Source organism: Bacillus sp. F19, from assembly GCA_023823795.1.
GTDB lineage: Bacteria > Bacillota > Bacilli > Bacillales > Bacillaceae > Bacillus_P.
The window spans coordinates 31,345-52,482 of record CP085711.1; the positions used below are offsets into that span (position 1 = coordinate 31,345).

The following is a 21,138-nucleotide window of genomic DNA, read 5'->3' on the forward strand; positions in this document are numbered from 1 at the left end:
AAATGAGCTAAATTCTATAAATAACTGTAGAGATATAAAATTTTCGTTTTGGGGATATTTCAAAATCTTAGCTTGATGGGTATGTGGGCGGTACCCCATCGCTATCAAGCTAACAAAACAAAATACCCCCTAAAATGAAAAAAATACGCTATTCTTTCTGTAGACTCATAGGAAAGGATGGCGTTTTTGTATGTCTATTTCTGTATCTGATGAATTACAACTATTTGCTCAAGAAATTCAAAACTTCTTATCTCCAAATTTCTTACGAGATCTTGCTAGAGATGTTGTTTTTGTACAACGAACCAGTAAGTACCAAGCAAAAGATTTAGTCGCTTTATGTGTATGGATGAGTCAAAATGTCGCTAAAACCTCTTTAACTCAGTTATGTAGCTGTTTAGAAGCATCAACAGAAGTGCTCATCAGTCCTGAGGGACTGAATCAACGATTTAATGCCACAGCCGTGCAATTTCTACAACAAGTGTTAGCCGAACTTCTCAACCAAAAGTTATCTTCAACTAAGCTGCTCACTTCTCCATACACTTCTATTTTCAAGCGTATTCGTATCCTAGATTCAACTGCATTTCAACTTCACGATGTATTTTCATCTGTTTATCCAGGTGCAGGAGGATGCAGTCATACAGCGGGGGTGAAGATTCAGCTTGAGTATGATCTATTAAGTGGACAGTTCCTACATATTCATACAGGTCCAGGTAAACAACATGATCGAACCTATGGTTCTCTGTGTGTCCCAACTGTGACAGCGAATGATTTATGTATCCGTGATTTAGGTTATTTTCACTTGAAAGATCTTCAACATATACAAGATAAAAAGGCTTACTATATCTCTCGTATTAAATCAAATACACGTATTTATCAAAAAAATCCCAACCCTGATTATTTTCAAGATGGAAGAATCAAGAAAGGTACAGAGTATATACAGATAGATATGGAGGTCTTAATGAACTCACTTCAACCAGGACAAACATGCGAAATATCCGACGCTTATGTAGGAATGACTGATAAAGTACCAACTCGTGTGATTGTTCATCGGCTAACAAAAGAACAACAACAAAAACGATTACAAGATCAAACTGTAAGAGAAAAAAAGAAAGGAATGAAGTATTCTCCTCGTAGTAAACGACTCAGTGGTATCAATGTATATATGACAAACACTCCTACAGATATTGTCCCGATGGGACAAGTACATGATTGGTACTCTTTACGTTGGCAAATCGAAATTTTATTTAAAACGTGGAAATCATTCTTTCAAATTCATCAGTGTAAAAAGATAAAACCAGAAAGATGGGAGTGCCATTTGTATGGACAATTGATTGCCATTCTACTCTGTTCTTCTATCATGTTTCAAATGCGGCAATTACTTCTTATGAAAAAGAAACGAGAACTGAGTGAGTATAAGGCCCTTCTTTTCCAAGCTATACAGAAAGACACCCAAGAGCTATCAAAGGTTCTACTTCGCCTGTTCAACCTCCTACAGCAAAACGGGCGAAAATCTCATCGATATGAGAAGAAAACAGTCTTTGATATATTAGGTGTCGTTTACAATTGTACCATGTCTGATAATCAAGCGGCTTAATTCAAAAAAGGAAACCCGTTAGGGTTTATTTCGTATGCAAATCTTTAAAGCATCTACATATAGACTTTCAAAAAAAGAAACAATCTTGCTTATCATTGACGTTACATGAGCTTAGCTTGATAGCGATGTGGGCGGTACCCCTAAAAGATAATAATCGTCTCATTCTTGATCAATTGGAGACTGCAAATGGTCATTATATGTATCAAGGTAAAGTTGTCCATTTGCACCTAAAACTCCATAGGTCACGTCGTTTACCCACAAATTGCGCTTCTTTAACTCTTTCTCTAGCCACGAGAGAGTAATTTTATTCTCCTTCAAATTTTTATCAATGATTTTTCCATCCATAATTAATTCAATAGGAAGCCTGTATTCTGGACTGGACGCGATCCATAAATCTTGTCTTGTCACGGTACGATACTGAGGCTTTTTCAATAAAGTTAATGTTCCGTTGATTTCAAGAATAGCAAAAAGAACCTCCTCAATATCAAATACATTTTTTTCTCGTAGTTCTTGATTTAAGTAATCTAAGGTATAACGCATCTTTTTCATGTTATGTTCTAATATTTTTCCATTCTGAATGACAATGGTTGGATCTCCAGCAAAAAACTTACGAGCCTTTTGGCTTTTTAAGCACATATAGGCAATAAGAAAAGTCATACCAACAAAGATACCGAAAGAAAGCAAGAGATGGTAGGCTTTAATATGAATATTAAACGCTAAATTCGCTACAATTGCACCCATTGTGATAGCTATAACGAAATCAAAATAGGTCATTTGAGCAAGAGTTTGTTTACCTAAAAAACGGGTAGTAATTATCAAAATAAAAAATGCTCCGAACGTACGAAGGATGATTTCAATATAATCAGGCATATTCTTCCTCCAGATGAGTCAACTATTTCTTATATCATTATAGTCAGGGTCTTTTTTTATAAACATCCGTTTTTTTGCATACAACTAGAAATATGGTCAGTTATAAATCCAGCAGGATACTTGAACTGGGCATTGGAGGTTAGTCCTGCCATTGTCGGACTAATCATCGTAATTGCAACATACAGTAAACTTCGCCTTACTACTCTCTCTTATATCATTATTGCCATTCTAACGATTTTGATGTTTGTCGGCGGCCTTTAGATTAGCCAAAGGAAGGTCAATTATTCTAGTTATCCAAATATCGAATCTGTATTTTTAAATATCCGAAGTCTAATAAAGAATGCGTCTAGTTTCATTTACATTTAGTAGAATATGGCGCTAATTGACCTTGAATTGAAAGAACGGTGTTTGTATGGCTTTTCAAGGGAATAGAGCAAATAACCATTTTGTAGGTGTTCCTTGAATAGAATAGAAAGCTTGCACTATTCATCTGGAAAGGCATTATCATTGATGAACGGCCACTATTTAAATAAACGTTTGTTTAAAACTAGAAAGCCTTATAAAGCACAGTTCATTGAACAGTTAAAGTTTATGGATAAGACTATTACTGGTAAGGTAGATGGAATCATCATTCAAGGGATTGCTCATTCGAATTTTAACCAGCTCACAAACAAAGCATTCGAAAGGGGGATAGAGATTGTGACTGTTGATACGGATGTCGCTGACAGTGAGCGGAAGGCATTTGTCGGTTCGGATAATTATATGGCAGGAGTACAGGCAGGGAGCGCTAAGATCGAGGACACAAAGGGAGATCAATATGTCGGAATTGTAACAGGAAGATTCGACGCTTTGAACCAACAGCTTCGAATAAAAGGGTTCAAGGATGCAATTAAAAAGGAAAACCGTATAAAACTGGTTGATATTGAAGTATCCAATATTACAAAGAGCGGTGCACTGCAAGCTACATACGATTTATTAAAGAAGCACCCTCATATAAATGCTTTTTATGGGACTAGTGCTCTTGATGGTTCGGGGATTGCCCAAGAAGTGGTCAATCAGTTTAACTTAAAGCAGAGGACGTATATTATTGGTTTTGATATTTTGCCGCAAACACTTCTTCTATTGGAAGAAGGCTCTATAGATGCATCTGTTGTCCAATACCCATATGAAATGGGATATCAATCAGTTGAAGCATTGCTTCATTTGAAAAATGAAGATGAAAGTAAAACACTACATCACACCCTGACTAAGGTAATCCGCCCTACCGACATTCAAGACTTCTATGAGAAGGGAACTGTATATGAAAACCATACGAAGTAAGCTGCTCCTTTCCTTTTTTGCCTTTGTTGTTTTATTCAATGTAGTGTCTGTTACTATTTATTTTAGCAGTCGATCTTTCTTGTTAGAGTATGATGCAAGTTTCGAACGTTTTTTATTAATGAATCAAATTTCGCAAGATTCAAATCTTCTATATGTAAAAACCAATGCTTATGTGGTTGAGAAAAATCAAACTTCCATACAGGAGTTTCATAAGGTCCGTCATTTATTAGAAAGTAGCATAATAAAGCTGGAGACGAATAAAAATGGTTCTGGTGCAAAAACTTCAATAATAGCAATTAATCTCTAAATCTTGGACATACTGATACTTTAATCTTAAAAAAGGTGCGTGATAGTATGGGAAATCAAAATTTATTCAAGTGGAAACATTATCAGCCTGACATGATTTTGTTAACAGTGAGATGGTACCTACGGTACAACTTGAGCTTTCGTAATTTAGTGGAGATGATGGAAGAACGCGGCTTATCGATGGCTCACACAACGGTTATGCGTGCCTCGTGTCATGACGGGCGATAAGAATCCGGCTTATCCTATAGCAATTGAAGAGTTGAAAAAAGAGAAAAGCATACCTGATGGTATGCAACTTAGACAACAGAAGTACTTGAATAACATAGTGGAGCAAGATCATCGCTTTATAAAGAAGCGAGTCTGTTCTATGCTAGGATTAAAAACGTTTCGAACAGCCAAACAAATCATCTGTGGAGTGAAGGTGATGCATATGCTGAAAAAAGGACAACTTCAACAAGGGGTGAAGTCTGTCCAAAGTGAGATTGAATTCATACATAAATTATTTGGAGTAGCCTCATAATTCATAGATGAAAAGGATATTGAGATTCTATGTTTCTAACAGGTCATATTTGCACCAGAACCCTTTTAATAGATTAGATCTATTGTATTAAACAAACGTGTTGTTTTTCCGGAGTCTATTAACTATTGACAGAGCAAACTGATTAGCCCGTTCAACATCTCCTTTTTCTAAATAGTAATCAAACAGCTTAATTTCATAAGTCTCCGTATCATAGCTGTTACCCATATTCTTAAATAACGGATACGCAACTGTCTCTAGATAATGATAGTATTGGTCGGTTAAATTTTGAATCTTAAATATATGCAACTGAAAAAGGTGTAAAACCATTGTATCCTTTAATTTCTTTGCTAATGAAAGACCTTTTTGCGCTACTTTTAGCAACTCTATTTCAGATAGTAAGCCTAACTTTGTAGCAGCATTTAAATATCCTTCTAATGTCACTAGATAATGAGGATGAGAAGGATCACGTAATTTCAAGGATTGACTATAATTTTCGAATGCTTTTTCATAGCATCCGTTCCGAAATTGTTGATAAGCATAATTATGTAGTAGTTTTGATTTTTGATCATTTAAACCAAAGTTGTCGGCCATTTCAATTAATCTTGGGTAGCTAGAATCTTTTGTATCAAAAAATTCTTCATTTTCAACTTGAATCAACATTATCATTTTTGTTTCAACTATTCTATTAAAGCTATTTGCACTATTAAAAAATTGAAGCGCTTTATTAGCATAATGATAGGTTAGTATTTGGGAATTCATAAACATATAGACATAAGCTAAATCATAATAATATTCAGGATTATTATAATAACGTATATTAATTTTCTTTAAATAAGAAATTGCTTGATTAAATTCTCTGTGATAATCAAGATAAAATTTCCCCTTAATATGATATAGCATGTTTTGTTCATATAGCGAAAGTTCTTGCCAACTGTCCATTTCCTCGATCAAGGATTTAGCAATCGTACTTTCTCCAATTAATAAATAATATCTAGTTAGAACTAGTGTGTATGATCGATAAAAATCAGGAATTTTTAAAAACTTGATTCCTTCCAACTTAGTTTTTATGCTTGTTGCTTTTGAATTTAGTTTAAAAATAATGGAATCATGCCAATCTTTTATCAGTAAATCCAAGCCTAAGTATGTATCGATCTCTACCTGCATATCGATTTGTAGTCTTTTAGCTAACAATCCGAGTGTTTTTTCTGATACTTCTGTAATACCACGTTCAATCTTGCTTACATGTGTACTTGAACAAATCTGGTTCCCTAATTCTTCTTGCTTTAATCCTTGAAGTTCACGGTGAAATTTTATAATTTTTCCTTGAATCATAATGCCCTCTCCTTGTTTTCACCTCATTAGAATACTTTTCATGATCTTTCAGTTACTTTATTTATCTTATTTCGTGTACTAATATCGTTGTATTTAATTTTAACAATATTTTTATCGATTTCAATAACATTCACAGTAACTCTTGCTAGTCAAATGTTACCTATCCTCCCAAATTTTTAAAATATATCACACTAAAAAAATGAAAACCACAATTCAAATTCTGATTTTTCTAATCTATTTCTATAAAATCTATCAATTCAATATTATTTATATTCAAGAGAAAACTAGGCCAATAGTCCTTAGATAAACCCCCTTTGCAATATACTAATAAAGTTATTAATATTACTGTTATAGAAGTTGTTTGAAAATTTAGGGAAATGTAATTTTTCCATCATCGAAACCACTTCCAACAGCGCATCAGTGACAGAACCCCAAGTAGATCAAGTATTACACCAATTCACTTTTGAAAAACGAAAAGCGATCCAGAAATAAACGACTAATAATAAAGTAATATTTCTGAATATTGATTAATCGGTGGATTACCTCTCAATTTTACTAGATAGTTGAGAGACTTTAAAAGGCTCATGTTGTAAGACAAATCTGTGTATGAAATGTGAAGTCAAGTCGTTATTGCGATACCTTCACATTTTTACAAATATAGTAGTCTACTATTTATTAGGAAAAGGAGAGGTTGTTTAGTTTCTATGGGGAAAAGAAGAAACAAAAAAATGCTTAGCGTATTAACCGCAAGCTTGGCTTCCTCACTACTTTTGGGAACAAGTACTACGAATTCATTTGCTAATGATGACACCGCTACCGCATCGACTGCTACCCAGACATCCCAGTCGCAGGAGAAAAGCAGGATAGTTGAGACGCACAAGGTCACACTGATCACCGGTGACGTCGTTTATGTAGAAAAACATAGTGATGGATTACTTGTTAACACTCTACTACCAAGGGAGGACGGAACACCAGAATCATATATGACGAAAAGTATTGGTGATGACTATTATTTGATTCCAGATGAAGCTACTCCATTTCTAGCTGCAAACCAGCTGGATGAGGAGCTGTTTAACATCACGAAATTGGTTGAATATGGATATGATGACTCTCATGAGTCGAGTATTCCAATGATTGTAACAGAGGAATCCGGAAAAGTTAATCCATCTGTCAGCGAAGCGGCCGAAGAGGCTGTGACTACTGGAGCAACGGAAAAAGTAGAGCTCCATAGCGTTAATGCCATCGCAGTGAAAACGGACAAAAAGCATGCTAAGAAATTCTGGGAGGCTGTGATAGAAGGCTGAGATAATATAAATATACATTTAAGTGAATAGAGAAAATTCAAAAAACTTAAATGTTCCAAAGGTAAATGAGCAGCAGACTTAAACGGTTGAAATGCTCGAAATGGGGGGGAAGAATTATGAAGAAAAAAGTGATTAAAAGTGTTGCATCATTATCGATAGCCGCTCTTGTAATGTCGAATTTTACTTTCGTTCATGCAGAAGAAAATCAAAATCCGGGACAAGCGCCAATTGTTGCGGAAGACCAAGGTTCTGAAGCAGGAATTAAGGTAAGTAATACTGAAAACTTTCCAAGTTCGTCAGCCATCACTTCAGATGACATGCAAGCCTTAAGGAATAAAGGCGAACAGAGTATCAAAGCACAGTATGAAAGAGAACAGAAAAACCGATTTGCAAAGAAAGACTCGCTAAACGTAGAAGAAGAAACGTATAACCCAGATGACAAGGTTTCTGTTATTGTTCAATTAAAAGGACAAACAGTACCTCAATTGACTGCAAGTCAAGCTGGTGTTACTCCAATGTCAGTAAGTAAGGGGAAAAGTCTTGTAAAAGAAGAAATTCAGTCAACGAAAAATGAAATCATGAGTACCTTAGATCTTGCTAAGTCGGGAAGTAACGGTATCAAGTTTAAGCATGAATTTAATACGGTTATGAAAGGATTTAGTATTAACGATATTAAATACAAAGATTTAGAAAATATAAAATCATTACCTAATGTTAAAGCAGTGACAATCCAACAGAAATTTTATCCTGCTGTAAATCAACAACATGATTTAACGGGGATTAAAAATGTATGGAATGGTTCAGCAGTAGGAAAGCCTACTGGTTACAAAGGTGAAGGTATGCTTATTGCAATCGTTGATACAGGTATCGACTTTACACACGAAGCGTTCCCAGATCCAAAAGACATGAGTAAAACACGAATCAAAACAGGAAAATTTAAACGAGAAGATGGTACAACATCATATAAAGTTGTCGACGGGTACGACTGGGCTGATCAAGATAGTGATGTTATACCACACGTTGAACTTCCAGACTCAAATACAAGTTCACATGGTGTGCACGTAGCAGGTATTGCAGCTGGTTCTGGACCAGTGATTCAAGGGGTTGCGCCAGAAGCACAGCTTATCGCAGAGAAAGTGTTTTCTGATAAGCAACCAGGTGCGTTAACAGAAGATATTATAAAAGGAATCGACCATGCATCCTCATTAGGTGCAGATGTTATTAACATGAGTCTTGGATCATCTTCTTCATTTGATACAAGAAACCCTAACGATCCAGTAGGAATTGCAATTCGAAATGCAACAGATGAAGGTCACATTGTAGTTGTAGCAGCAGGTAATGCTTCAAATGCATATGCTGACCGTTCAGGCGGAATGGGACAAAGCATAAAAATCGGGCAAACACCTGATTTAAATAAAATTGGAACTCCTGGAGTGTATCCGGATTCATTTACGGTTGCAGCAGCAAATAATATCGTAACTAGTCATAAGTATACGTTCTCATCAAATGCTGCTTTAACAGCGGGAGGAACAGTCGGATCTTTCACTGGAGAAGGTCTTGACGATTGGCATTGGAACAATGACACAACGAAAGAATTTGAGTTAGTGTCGTTAGGGAATAACACAGATGGAACGCCAAAAATTGGTCAACTATCTGATTACGATGGTCTTGATGTAACAGGAAAAATCGTCTTAATTCAACGTGGTACGTTAAACTTGACAACAAAAGTTGTGAATGCACAGAAAAAAGGTGCTGCAGGGGTCATCATTTATAACCAACCAAATAAAGCACCGCTTGATAATCCAGTTGGATTTGGATTAATTCCATATACGTTTATCAGCAATGAAGATGGAGTGAAGTTGGAAGATGCCTATAAAAAGCTAAACAGCGGCGGTATAGGTCCAGGGCCAGGACCAGGATCATATGCAGCAACTCCAAAACCAGTTAAATTTACGATTACAAATGATAAATTAGGGTCAGGCTTTAGAGAATCAAATGCAGGTCAGCCAACAGACTTCACAAGTTGGGGAACAACAAGTGATTTATTGTTAAAACCTGAAGTAATGGCACCTGGACATGCGATTTATTCATCTGTACGTGTCGCTGCAGATAAACATAATACGTATGAAAACCAAGATGGCACGTCAATGGCAGCTCCATACGTTGCGGGAGCGGTTGCAGATGTTATGCAAGGGTTAATCGCAAAGGGTTATCCAACTGGTACAAGAGCATTTGCCCAATTAACTAAAAATTTAATCATGAACACTGCGATTCCAGCAAAAAGAGATTATATAAATGAGGAAAATGGAGCAGACCGTCAAGATTACATGACTGAGTACCAACCAAGACGCCAAGGCGCAGGGATGATTCGACCAGATTTAGCGTTGAAATCACCAGTTGTTGTATCAGGCAAAGATGGTAAAGGAAGCATTAGTTTAAAAGAAATTGGCAATACGGCGACATTCACATTAACGGCTCAAAATCTTTCGAATAAAGAGGTTACGTACAAAGTAAACGGTACAGTAATGACTGATTATTTAAAAGATGCAGGGAAAGCAAATTCGGATAATATTCGTAGTCGTTATCTAGAAGATGCAAAATTAACAGTTGATCAAAAGGAAATTACGATTCCGGCAAATTCAAATAAACGAGTGGAAGTAACCGTTTCACTTGCTGATTCAACTGTCAAAAATACGTTTGTCGAAGGATATGTGTATTTAACACCAACTGACGACACTCTTCCAACGTTAAATGTTCCGTATAACGGATTTTATGGTGATTGGAATGAGCCAAGTGTAATTGATAATAAAGATACTAACATTTGGACAGCATCCAACTTAGGTACGCAATTAGCTGTTACAGGTGGAGGCAATTATTTCACCTATCAAGAACTATTTGGTCAACCAACTTCACCAGCACAAATCGCACTAGGAGATAAATACTATGTAATTCCTAGAGGTCTTTACCCAGTTCCAGCACTTGCGTTACTACGAAGTGTACGCAATCTAAAAGTGGATGTTGTCGATAAAGATCATAATGTTGTCACTCATTTATCAGATAGCAACTGGCTTTCAAAAGGTGACCCTTATACAAATGGCATGCCATTAAGGCTTGCACCAGACTGGACTTGGTATGGATGGAATGAAGCAGTTCCAGTTCCAGATGGACAATATTATTTTGCGATTACAGCAACGCCAGACGGGCCGAATCCAAAACCGCAAAAGACAATGTATATGCCAATGTATATAGATACAGCTGCACCAAAGATGAATGTTGTTCGTTCAGCAGGTTATGATGAAAAAACAAAGCCTGAAACAACGGATACAGGGAGCTATACAGTTCGATGGACGATGAATGACGGAGACGCTGGTAATGTTGGCGGCAATGTGTACATGGCACTTAATGGGTCTGAACAATTTAGCTATAAAGAAAACGTGAAACAAAATGCAGATGGTTCATATGAATTAAAAGTACCTGGCTTAGTAGAAGGTTTAAATATTATCCATGTAGCACCAGTTGATAAAGCTGGTAATATGGGAGAAGCTCATGTAATTATTGTCAATAAAACAAGTAAACATGCTTGGATTGATTTATCAACTGCAACATTAAATGACAATCCTCCAAGTATGGCATGGGAAGCGAACGTTAAACCAGGTGACACCTTTAATTTGAATTTCAATGCTGTTGGAAGTGCTGATAGTGTGAAAAGTATTCAGGCAGTCATATTAAGAAATTACAATGATCATAGTACAATCGTTGGAGAACCAATCGATATTGATATGACACAAAATGTCACACAAAAACCATACTTCGGTATCTATAAGGAGTTTTCAGTTAAAGGGAAAGTAACCATCCCATCGACAACGCCAAAAGGTAAATATGGTGTGAAATATTTTCTAATGGCAGAAGGTGAAAAATGGACGGATCCAGGAGTTCCGGCGGTTGGTATTCAGACATATCTGGATACAGATGCACCAACCATTACGTCATTAAATACAACTTCCATGAAAGCTTTTGTGAAAAACGATGGGGATCCTGTCTCGTTAATGCTGAACGCTTCTGCAGGAGATTTAATCAGTAATTCAAGAGGATTTAAAGTCGAGTTTTCAGTTGATGGCGGCGCACCAAAATCAATGGGAGCGAATTCAAACAACAGTACATTAACTCAAACATTCAGATACCCTGTTGTGTTACCAAGTGCGACTGGTGATGATACACAAGATACTCATACGATTAAATTAATCGCAACCGATACATTAGGAAATGTAAGTGAATATCCATTTACTGTAAAATTAGCTTCAAGTAAAGTAACTCTAAATTATACATTAAATGGACAAAGCAAGACACAAGATATCGCAATTCAAAAAGTTCAGAGTTCAAGTCAAACAGCATCGATTACGATGAAAGAGTCATTGAGCAGTGCAAAAATTTATGATGCAAATAAGGTATTTTATTCGGAACAAGGAGAACCAATAATTAGTGGTTACATTCAAACGCCAAATGGGAATTTAAATAGTACGGACCCAGTACTTGCTCCAATTTTATTACTTGGAAATCCTAATAATAGAGTATCAAGCACAAGCATCGGTTATACAAAAACCGGGATTACATCATGGAATATTCCAGCAGATAGTTATTATTTCCAAAATCAACCAACTGGATACAATGATATTGGGGCTACCCCTCAAGGAGATAGTACGTTCCCGATTACGATGGTTGACTTTTTAGGAAATGAAACAAAAATTGATGTTAAGATTCATAAAAATGCTTATATTCCAAAAATCAAATTTGATAACGGGATTATTGATCATGAAAATAATGATACAGTTACACTCTTTACGTACGATTCAACATATACATTAAAAGGAACTGTAACGGCTTCTCAAGACCGATTCTGGGCTGTAATGCATGATTGGAATCGTTCAATAAACGGCGAAAAAGCAACATTCAAAAATTTATTTGATAATAATTCAGCTTGGAGAGAGAATCCAGTAGATAATCCAGCTACTATGGATATACCACAAGGCTATGAAATGGACACGGGTGTAAGAACATTTAGCTTCGATACAGGTGAACTACAACCAGGCGCTAACTTCTTTGAAATTGATGGTGGAAGTATCGTTGGTAGTAACCCAGCGCATGCAATGGCTGGTATTCATCCACTTGTAAAAAACATTATTGTATATCGTTTGGGTTCATCTGAAGGAGCAGACCAACCGTTAGCAACCAAAGCGGCAAATGCATTAACATGGGATCGCATTAAAGGAGAAAACAAACATCAATCATTATTAGTAACAAATTTAGCATTATCAACTTTTGATGAAGCAAATCATGCAATCATCAGTTGGAATAGTAGCAATACAGATGTAATTAAAAATGACGGAACTGTCATTCGACCAGATCAAGATACAAGTGTGACACTGATTGCGACAGCAACAGTTGGTGGTTCAACTGCAGTGAAAACATTCAATGTAACAGTTGCAGGAAAAGAAACGAATGATGATATTGCAGCAAATGAAGATTCTTCTAATATCACGTGGAATATAATACGTGGAGAAAACATTGATCTAAACGATCTGAATAGTGCATTATCACTACCTAAGTTCGGTTCAAATGGATCAAGAATTGAATGGACTTCTGATGATGTAAAACATGTCACAAATCAAGGACGTGTGTACAAACCGTTGTTTGATGAAGATGATGCACATGTAGAACTTGTTGCCAAAATTACACGTAATACAACAACTGTATACAAAACGTTTAACGTAACGGTTCTAAAAGATACAGAAAATAAAGAGCGAACAATTTTACTTCGAGCATATCATTCGCTTTTAGGAACGGATTTACTAGGTGACAATAAATTATCAACAGAAATTACAAAAGATTTAGTATTACCAACAAGCTATGGAAACGATGGTGTATCAATTACATGGATATCTACTAATCCAGATGTGATTTCTCCTGATGGAAAGGTGACTAGACCATCACAAAATACAGGAGTCTCTTTAACTGCAATCTTCCGTTTAGGTGATGAAGGTATTGCAAATGAATATTCCTTCTATGTACGAAGTGAGGATACAGACACTTCAGCAGTTGTAGAAGCAGCAAAAGGTTCTCTTGTGTGGAATGCGATTAAGAAAGAAAATACAGATCAAAATGCTGTAACAACGAATCTAAACTTACCAACAACAGGTAATTATGATACGACAATTTCATGGTCTTCAAGTGATCCAAAAATTATCTCGACAGATGGAAAGGTAAACCGCCAAAAAGCTAAAAAGCCAGGAGGACGTCAAGTTACGTTAACTGCTACGATCACTAAGGGAACTTCAAGCGTTACAAGAGTATTTGATTTAACTGTTGTAAATATCGTTGATCGTACAGCTCCAAAAGCACCATTCATCAATAATATCGATGATAATGACCTTTCAATCAGTGGTAAGACTGAAGCGAATGCAGCTGTTATTGTAAAAAATAAAACGAAGGTAATTGGAACAGGAACAGCAGATTCAAATGGAGTTTATCGTATTAAATTAGTTAAACAAAAAGCAGGTACAATTTTAACAGTATATGCTAAAGATGAAGTAGGAAATCAAAGTACTCCATCTAAAACTACAGTTTTAGATCGTACAGCGCCAGCTAAACCGATTATTTCAAGTGTGAAAGTAACAACTAAAGAAATTCAAGTACAAGGAAAAGCTGAAGCAAATGCAACGGTTGTTGTACAAATCGGCAAGAAAGTAGTAAAAGTAAAAGTAGCAAGTAACGGTACTTTTGGAGTAAATTTACCAAAACAAAAAGGTAAATGGACTATTACTGCATACGCGATTGATAAAGCAGGTAATATAGGTGTTAAGGTAACAAAAACTGTTACAATCAAGTAATAAGTTTAATGGTGTTATAACGAGGCGAATTCCCTGATATAACCACTATTCAAACAAATTAAAAAAAGGCTGGGACCATATCTCGATTTTAAAAATCGAGATATACCCAGCTTTTATTTTTATTCAATTTAATTGTTTTTTCACATATGTAGATAACATAAAGTTGCTTCCATGTAAGTCAGTATTAAGCGCCTAAATAAATTAGGTGCTTTTCTGATCTCGAGGAGGATGATGTTGCTAGGTTGTCATCCACTTGGAATGAGTATATCAACATAGTGGGCCGTTATTCGTTTATCCTTCCTGATGAAATCAGAGATGGTCGATTACGCCCTTTAACATACTAGGAAAAGGACATAACGGAATCTTATCTCTTTTTCATGATAGGATTCCGTTATGTCCGCTAATGCTTATTGCGTGATTTGGTTCCATTGCTACACAAACCCCAAGGATATCATTCTATTCCAATGTTCTCTCTAAATTATGAACAAGGAACAGCAATCAAAGGGAAATTAACTTCCGGCAATGGCACATTCCATTTTGGTGATGCGAGTCAAGTAATAACAAGAGGGGATGTATTAGCTGACTTCATCTCTCGTGGTCCATCCCGAGTATTGTATGATATTAAACCGGAAGTAACCGCACCTGGAGTTTCAGTATTATCGACTGTACCGTCCTATGTGCATGGACCCGATCAAATAGGGAATTATCAATACGCCTACGAGCGCCTATCCGGTACATCAATGGCGGCTCCTAACGTTTCAGGCGTGGCCGCGCTGTTATTACAAGCCGATCCGAAGGCCACACCATCTGAAGTGAAAGAAAAACTGATGAATACAGCTGATCCGTTAAATGGGGACTATAGTGTATTTGAAGTCGGGGCAGGACAAGTTGATCCGTACGAAGCGGTTCATTCTCAAACTCGAATCGAAGTAGTCGATAAGACGGAAGGAAAATATGATAAAAAAGGAAATCTAAAGACCATAAAAGAAGACACGGGAGCGATCAGCTTAGGCTTATTTTAAAAGCAATTTATTTTGGCGGCGGCACGACAGACTGATCAGAAAGGGAAATCTTCTTTCTGTCATGCTGTACGTGTCGTTTCGGCATTAAATGATCCGATAACCACGGTCTGTAGGAAAACACCAACATTCCGTAGGTTCCTGTCCCATTTGCGGTCAGCCGCCATACCGAACGAGCCGAAAACATGAAAGCCAGAAAATGACGGGATAAAAGCATATTAGATTGCAGGGTAAGCAGCCATTTACGGCTGCTTTTTCATTGTTCTTTTCCCTTTTGAATCCAAATCGTAAAACAGCGCAAGCCGACTACTTTTCCAGCCGGCAGGTACCCGAACCTTTCCGACAGGAAACGAAGACGGCGAGTCAATCGATCAAGGGGCAAAAAACTTTTTTATTAAAATCGCTTTCGCAACATAAAAAACTTTTTATGCTAATCCCTTGACCGATTGCCTATACGTGTTTTTCGTTCTCCTTGCAAAAGGGGAAAAATCATCCCCCTTTGGGGAACATCAGCGCTTCGGCTTCAAAAGGGACAACCCAAGATTAAAAAGAAAAGGAGGAAATGAAACAACCTTAAAAACATTCAAGAAAAAAGGAAAAGCAATATCCAAAATCATTATTACAAAGGAGAATGAAGAATGACTTTAGAATCTATTTTTGAAGTAGTGCGAATCAGACAGGAAATCAGGGAAGCAAAAGAAGTTTTTGCCGCATACAAGATAACTTCTCCAATGGATGCAGAGAAGCTTGCGGCATCCTATATTGCAGATGAGGACAGAGAGGTATTTCTCGTCATGATGCTTAATACAAAAAATGAGGTAATAGGGCTACACCGTGCACACGTGGGAAGTTTAAATGCAAGTGTTGTTCATCCAAGAGAAGTGATGAAATCAGCTATTTTAAACAACGCGGCATCTATTATCGTCAGTCATCAGCATCCCTCCGGTGACCCAACACCAAGCATGGAAGATATAAAAGTTACAAGGAGAATTGCTGATGCAGGGAAGACCTTAGGAATAGCGCTTCTTGACCATATCATTGTAACCCATAAAGGAAACCATATAAGCTTGAAAGAAAAAGGCTATCTATAAGATTTAGAGCAAAGGGGCATAGCCCCTTTGTTTATATAAAATTAAAGATTAAAGATTATGAATAAATTTATAATCCTATACGAATGGAAGAAAAACATTCGTTTTTTCAAGTATTAGATACAGGCATCGAGCCTGTTATTGGCTGTTGCCGCAGCTCAATCCAAATTTATTAACCATGTTTAATCCCTTAAGGAGGAGAACAAGAATGAATAAGAAAACATGTCCATATTGCGGAAGTAACATTAAAAAAATGAATGAATTTCAGTATTACTGCGGGTTCTGTGATATGAGAGTGAATTCAAATAGGGCAATGCAGAACAATGAAAGACTGGAAGTGAGGGTGAGTGAATTTGTAGCCGATCATTATATTGATAAGAACACTCCAGAATTAATGAATTTTTCAACTTACGAGCTTTTGTATATGTTAAAGTTTATCAGAAAAGAAAGAAGCGATATGTATCATCATATGAAAATTTTCCATCTGGCTGGTGAACAGGATGACACAGAGCGATATGAAGAGATAGAAAAAGAGACCGGCCGAAATTATATATATTTGTCCAAAAAAATGTTTGTTGTTGAAAATATCATTAGACTGAGATTAGGATATATACCTGTAAAAATAACAGAAACGTATTTGGTTAAGTATTTAGAAAACATAAAGAATGATAAAAAGGGCCCCATGATTATTCGCACAGAGCACGTTAAAAAGAATGGAAAAAAATGAGTAATCGATATTAAAAATTATGACTTTCCATAATATATGTGAAGAGCCTTTTTGTATTGCAATTATCAATTCTGCGTAATTAGATTTCAGAATTTAAATGAATATAAATTGGTTAAGCCTTTATATAGCAACGTTTAACGAAGGTATTATAAAATAGTTAATAGTTTTAAAATTTTAAAAAATATGAATATATTTACTAGGTGATGAAATGAAGTTCAAACGTTGGTTTTATCTTCTATTATTTCTGCTATTTATGATCAATCTCTTCTTAATGCTTGTTTACGGCAAAAAAACATTTGAAGCCCAAGATCGGGTGAAACCACCTCATCAATATGACTATCATTTCGCTTTAATATCGGAAGAAGTAGATAATGAATACTGGAGGTTAATAGAAAAAGGAGCAAAAGATGCAGCTGAAAAATACAATGTTTATTTGGAATATCTAGGCCCTAAACAGGCTGATAACATTGAACAGTTAAAGTTTATGGATAAGACTATTACTGGTAAGGTAGATGGAATCATCATTCAAGGGATTGCTCATTCGAATTTTAACCAGCTCACAAACAAAGCATTCGAAAGGGGGATAGAGATTGTGACTGTTGATACGGATGTCGCTGACAGTGAGCGGAAGGCATTTGTCGGTTCGGATAATTATATGGCAGGAGTACAGGCAGGGAGCGCTATGATCGAGGACACAAAGGGAGATCAATATGTCGGAATTGTAACAGGAAGATTCGACGCTTTGAACCAACAGCTTCGAATAAAAGGGTTCAAGGATGCAATTAAAAAGGAAAACCGTATAAAACTGGTTGATATTGAAGTATCCAATATTACAAAGAGCGGTGCACTGCAAGCTACATACGATTTATTAAAGAAGCACCCTCATATAAATGCTTTTTATGGGACTAGTGCTCTTGATGGTTCGGGGATTGCCCAAGTGGTCAATCAGTTTAACTTAAAGCAGAGGACGTATATTATTGGTTTTGATATTTTGCCGCAAACACTTCTTCTATTGGAAGAAGGCTCTATAGATGCATCTGTTGTCCAATACCCATATGAAATGGGATATCAATCAGTTGAAGCATTGCTTCATTTGAAAAATGAAGATGAAAGTAAAACACTACATCACACCATGACTAGGGTAATCCACCCTACCGACATTCAAGACTTCTATGAGAAGGGAACTGTATATGAAAACCATACGAAGTAAGCTGCTCCTTTCCTTTTTTGCCTTTGTTGTTTTATTCAATGTAGTGTCTGTTTCTATTTATTTTAGCAGTCGATCTTTCTTGTTAGAGTATGATGCAAGTTTCGAACGTTTTTTATTAATGAATCAAATTTCGCAAGATTCAAATCTTCTATATGAAAAAACCAATGCTTATGTGGTTGAGAAAAATCAAACTTCCATACAGGAGTTTCATAAGGTCCGTCATTTATTAGAAAGTAGCATAATAAAGCTGGAGACGAATAAAAATAGCCTAGATCCCATCCAACTTCAGAAGTATATCAATACCATCAAGAATTTTGTATTAGAATGTGAGATGACGGTCGGATTTGTCATTCGTGATGACATTGTCCAATATACGAAACATCTGAGAGAAGCACGAAAGACTTCCACTTATTTACAAGAGACGACTATGTCTCTAATTGATTTAGAGTTAACAGACTATCAATCTTTCTTTGCAGGAATGGAACAACGAAATGAATCATTCAAGTGGTTTACCTTTTTTCTGTTTAATACTACTGTCTTGCTGGCCATTTCTTTTGCAATATGGTTTTCAAAGGGCATTAACCGTCCGATTCAAAGCCTATCTAGAGCTGCCAATGAAATTTCTGCTGGAAAGTTTGATGGTCAAGCCGTTGACATTGAATCCAATGATGAGTTAAAGCTCCTCGGAAATACGTTTAATACAATGCGTGACAATATCCGTCAGTACATCATTGAAATGGAAGAGAAATCAGAGCTTGACAGGTTGTTTAAAGAATTGGAACTAAAGCATCTGCAAAATCAGATTAATCCCCACTTTCTATTTAATACTTTGAATACGGTTTCAAGGATGGCGTATCTCGAAAATGCAGAAGATACATCACGTTTGATAGATTCTGTCTCTTCTTTATTACGGTATAGTTTAGGCGATAATAAAAAATCCGTATTGTTAAGGGCAGAGGTAGATGCCGTCACCGATTATTTTTATATCCAGCAAACCCGATTTGGTGATCGGATTACCTTTCATAAGCATGTAGAGGATACATGTTTAGATATTGAAATCCCGAGACTATCCTTACAGCCCCTAGTTGAAAACTCCTTCATTCATGGGGTGGAGGGTAAAGAAGAAGGAGGGGAAATATCTCTTCACGTATATAAAGAGGAACAGAACACAGTTGTAGAGATAAGGGACAATGGCGCAGGAATGTCAGGGGAACAGATTCATTCTTTGTTAACCTTTTCATCCAGTGGACATCAACTTCCTCACGTTGGTCATTCTACAGGTATCGGTCTAATTAATGTGGTTCGACGGCTTCAGCTGTTTTATCAATATGACCATGTTATAGAGATCTTATCAGCGCCTGGGAAAGGAACATCTATAAAATTACTGTTGCCAAAGGAGGGGAAGTTATATGAACGTAGTGATCGCTGATGATGAAATGCTAGAACGCAAGGCAATGAGAATGTTTCTAGAAAAAAATTTCAGTAATATTAAAGTGGCAGGAGAGGCTTCAAACGGGAGAGAGGCAATTGAATTAGCAGAGCGTCTTCAGCCTGATTTTATGTTAATGGACATTAAAATGCCAGGTATTGATGGAATTGAGGCCATTCGACAGATACGGAAAAGGCAGATGAACATCAAATTCATCTTGGTTTCAGCTTATGATTCTTTTGAATATGCCAAAGAGGCAATGAAAGAGGGTGTCAAAGAATATATTTTGAAGCCGGGAAAGAAAGAAGAAACAATGGAAGCGATATCAAGAGTCTGTGATGAAATAATAAACGAGAGAGCAGTCTCAGACCAAAAAGAAGAGTATATGTATTTTGCTCAGGAAAACTTCCTCTTAAAGATTCTCCAATATGATGTGAGGGAGGAATTTCTGACACAGCAAAGGCAGCTGTATCCGGACATGCAAAGCGGTTTTTTCTTTGTCGCAGATCTAGGGGATTGTGGGGATGACGATTTATTTCAGCAGTTGCTGAAACGTTATTCGCCGTATCCGCATATTACTGTTTACTATGGCCAAAAGTATGTAACCCTATTTATTAGTCCAAAAGAACATCCCAAGACGGAAGCGCTCGTTTTAGCGAAGAAAATCGTATCCGCCATCACAACAAGGATCTGGATTGGCATAGGTTATCCTTATTCAAAAGTGGAGCAACTTCCCTATTCATATCAGGAGGCTTTACAAACTCTTCGCGCATTGAAAAAAGACAACCGAAGTCTATATTGTCTTCCTTTTGCTAAGAAAGAAGAGTTAATTGAGGAATTAGAAGAATTGTTTTTCTGTGTTTTTCAGGGGGAAATACCCTCAGCCCTTTCAATTGTTCAACAGCTTCTAGGAAAAATGGAACAGAACGAGTTGTATATAAAAATCAGAGAAAGGCTTGTACGGGAAGGCATTTCGATATCGATCCATCAACTTTCTTTTCCGCAAACAGAAGTCGAATGGAAGGAATTTATACAAAATCTCTGTATGAAGGTATTGGAGTTTTATCATTCAAATAATCCGATTGAAAAAGCTAAAAAATATATCGATTTGTACTACCAAGAACCAATCACCCTGGAACAGGTTGCTGATCATGTAAAACTAAGTCCTACCTATTTTACAAAGCTTTTTAAGGAAACATCCCAAACGACTTTTATAGATTATCTCACTGAGGCTCGACTTGCCAAAGCAAGACAATTATTAAATGAAAATACATATAGTTTGAAAGAGATAAGCCACATGATTGGCTACAAGGATCCAAACTACTTTAGCAGGGTATTTAAAAAACACTACCTGATTTCGCCGAAGCAATTTAATAAGCAGCATTCTGGTGACTGAAGCAGAAGTTAGCAGAGTATTTAAGTTAGGGGGTTCAGACCCTAAAAAAGTACAGAAAATCATAATAAAATGCAGAAAATTCTATCTGTATTGGCTAGAATCTTTTTTTATAATATAACTGTAAACGGTTTCATTTAAA

13 protein-coding genes and 2 pseudogenes are annotated in these 21,138 nt (G+C 36.5%); 13 read left to right on the forward strand and 2 right to left on the reverse strand.

The window, feature by feature from the left end; genetic code table 11:
* The first annotated feature begins 190 nt into the window (after window positions 1-190).
* Window positions 191-1,594, forward strand: coding sequence for an IS4 family transposase (locus LIT25_26195; GenBank protein ID USK36634.1), 1,404 nt, complete (start codon window positions 191-193; stop codon window positions 1,592-1,594).
* A 159-nt stretch (window positions 1,595-1,753) separates the two neighbouring features.
* On the opposite strand, the gene LIT25_26200 is transcribed toward LIT25_26195, so the two are convergent.
* Window positions 1,754-2,464 carry a DUF421 domain-containing protein gene (locus tag LIT25_26200; GenBank protein ID USK36635.1) on the reverse strand — a complete coding sequence of 237 codons (711 nt, stop codon included), beginning with the start codon at window positions 2,462-2,464 and terminating at the stop codon, window positions 1,754-1,756.
* 33 nt (window positions 2,465-2,497) lie between these two features.
* On the opposite strand from LIT25_26200, the pseudogene LIT25_26205 reads away from it, so the two are divergent.
* The 4 genes and pseudogenes from LIT25_26205 (at window position 2,498) to LIT25_26220 (ending at window position 4,610) form a co-directional block, all read left to right on the forward strand.
* A pseudogene (locus tag LIT25_26205) lies at window positions 2,498-2,719 on the forward strand (DUF2238 domain-containing protein).
* Window positions 2,720-2,923: 204 nt separating this feature from the next.
* On the forward strand, window positions 2,924-3,784 hold the full coding sequence (locus LIT25_26210; GenBank protein USK36636.1) for a substrate-binding domain-containing protein: 861 nt from the start codon (window positions 2,924-2,926) through the stop codon (window positions 3,782-3,784).
* Complete coding sequence (locus tag LIT25_26215) at window positions 3,765-4,091, forward strand: hypothetical protein (GenBank protein ID USK36637.1); 327 nt, start codon at window positions 3,765-3,767, stop codon at window positions 4,089-4,091. The genes LIT25_26210 and LIT25_26215 overlap by 20 nt, the downstream gene beginning before the upstream one ends.
* Window positions 4,092-4,138: 47 nt before the next feature.
* Window positions 4,139-4,610: pseudogene (locus LIT25_26220) on the forward strand (DDE-type integrase/transposase/recombinase).
* Between the two features lie 87 nt (window positions 4,611-4,697).
* Here LIT25_26220 and LIT25_26225 read toward each other — a convergent pair.
* Window positions 4,698-5,942 (reverse strand): helix-turn-helix domain-containing protein, encoded by a 1,245-nt coding sequence (locus LIT25_26225; GenBank protein ID USK36638.1) that lies wholly within the window; start codon window positions 5,940-5,942, stop codon window positions 4,698-4,700.
* A gap of 770 nt (window positions 5,943-6,712) precedes the next feature.
* Between LIT25_26225 and LIT25_26230 the strand changes: the two genes are divergently transcribed.
* From LIT25_26230 to LIT25_26265, 8 genes are all read left to right on the forward strand, one after another.
* Entirely contained in the window at window positions 6,713-7,246 is a 534-nt protein-coding gene (locus tag LIT25_26230; GenBank protein USK36639.1) for a hypothetical protein, read from the forward strand.
* A gap of 116 nt (window positions 7,247-7,362) precedes the next feature.
* Window positions 7,363-14,130, forward strand: a complete 6,768-nt coding sequence (locus tag LIT25_26235) for a S8 family serine peptidase (GenBank protein ID USK36640.1) — start codon at window positions 7,363-7,365, stop codon at window positions 14,128-14,130.
* Window positions 14,131-14,594: 464 nt separating this feature from the next.
* Window positions 14,595-15,152 (forward strand): S8 family serine peptidase, encoded by a 558-nt coding sequence (locus LIT25_26240; protein ID USK36641.1) that lies wholly within the window; start codon window positions 14,595-14,597, stop codon window positions 15,150-15,152.
* Between the two features lie 635 nt (window positions 15,153-15,787).
* Window positions 15,788-16,240, forward strand: coding sequence for a DNA repair protein RadC (gene radC, locus LIT25_26245; protein USK36642.1), 453 nt, complete (start codon window positions 15,788-15,790; stop codon window positions 16,238-16,240).
* Window positions 16,241-16,445: 205 nt separating this feature from the next.
* On the forward strand, window positions 16,446-16,964 hold the full coding sequence (locus LIT25_26250) for a hypothetical protein (GenBank protein ID USK36643.1): 519 nt from the start codon (window positions 16,446-16,448) through the stop codon (window positions 16,962-16,964).
* 208 nt (window positions 16,965-17,172) lie between these two features.
* Window positions 17,173-18,174: a sugar-binding protein gene (locus LIT25_26255; GenBank protein ID USK36644.1), complete on the forward strand. Its 1,002-nt coding sequence runs from the start codon at window positions 17,173-17,175 to the stop codon at window positions 18,172-18,174.
* Window positions 18,155-19,603 (forward strand): histidine kinase, encoded by a 1,449-nt coding sequence (locus LIT25_26260; protein USK36645.1) that lies wholly within the window; start codon window positions 18,155-18,157, stop codon window positions 19,601-19,603. The genes LIT25_26255 and LIT25_26260 overlap by 20 nt, the downstream gene beginning before the upstream one ends.
* Window positions 19,584-20,999, forward strand: a complete 1,416-nt coding sequence (locus tag LIT25_26265; protein USK36646.1) for a response regulator — start codon at window positions 19,584-19,586, stop codon at window positions 20,997-20,999. Before LIT25_26260 ends, LIT25_26265 begins: the two co-directional genes overlap by 20 nt.
* Window positions 21,000-21,138 lie beyond the last annotated feature (139 nt).

What these genes read in the sequence shown, in the direction of transcription:
- LIT25_26195 (USK36634.1), top strand. Translation starts at nt 191, where the DNA reads ATGTCTATTTCTGTATCTGATGAATTACAACTATTTGCTCAAGAAATT.
- LIT25_26200 (USK36635.1), bottom strand. Translation starts at nt 2,464, where the DNA reads ATGCCTGATTATATTGAAATCATCCTTCGTACGTTCGGAGCATTTTTT.
- LIT25_26215 (USK36637.1), top strand. Translation starts at nt 3,765, where the DNA reads ATGAAAACCATACGAAGTAAGCTGCTCCTTTCCTTTTTTGCCTTTGTT.
- LIT25_26225 (USK36638.1), bottom strand. Translation starts at nt 5,942, where the DNA reads ATGATTCAAGGAAAAATTATAAAATTTCACCGTGAACTTCAAGGATTA.
- LIT25_26235 (USK36640.1), top strand. Translation starts at nt 7,363, where the DNA reads ATGAAGAAAAAAGTGATTAAAAGTGTTGCATCATTATCGATAGCCGCT.
- LIT25_26240 (USK36641.1), top strand. Translation starts at nt 14,595, where the DNA reads ATGTTCTCTCTAAATTATGAACAAGGAACAGCAATCAAAGGGAAATTA.
- radC (USK36642.1), top strand. Translation starts at nt 15,788, where the DNA reads ATGACTTTAGAATCTATTTTTGAAGTAGTGCGAATCAGACAGGAAATC.
- LIT25_26250 (USK36643.1), top strand. Translation starts at nt 16,446, where the DNA reads ATGAATAAGAAAACATGTCCATATTGCGGAAGTAACATTAAAAAAATG.
- LIT25_26255 (USK36644.1), top strand. Translation starts at nt 17,173, where the DNA reads ATGAAGTTCAAACGTTGGTTTTATCTTCTATTATTTCTGCTATTTATG.
- LIT25_26260 (USK36645.1), top strand. Translation starts at nt 18,155, where the DNA reads ATGAAAACCATACGAAGTAAGCTGCTCCTTTCCTTTTTTGCCTTTGTT.
- LIT25_26265 (USK36646.1), top strand. Translation starts at nt 19,584, where the DNA reads ATGAACGTAGTGATCGCTGATGATGAAATGCTAGAACGCAAGGCAATG.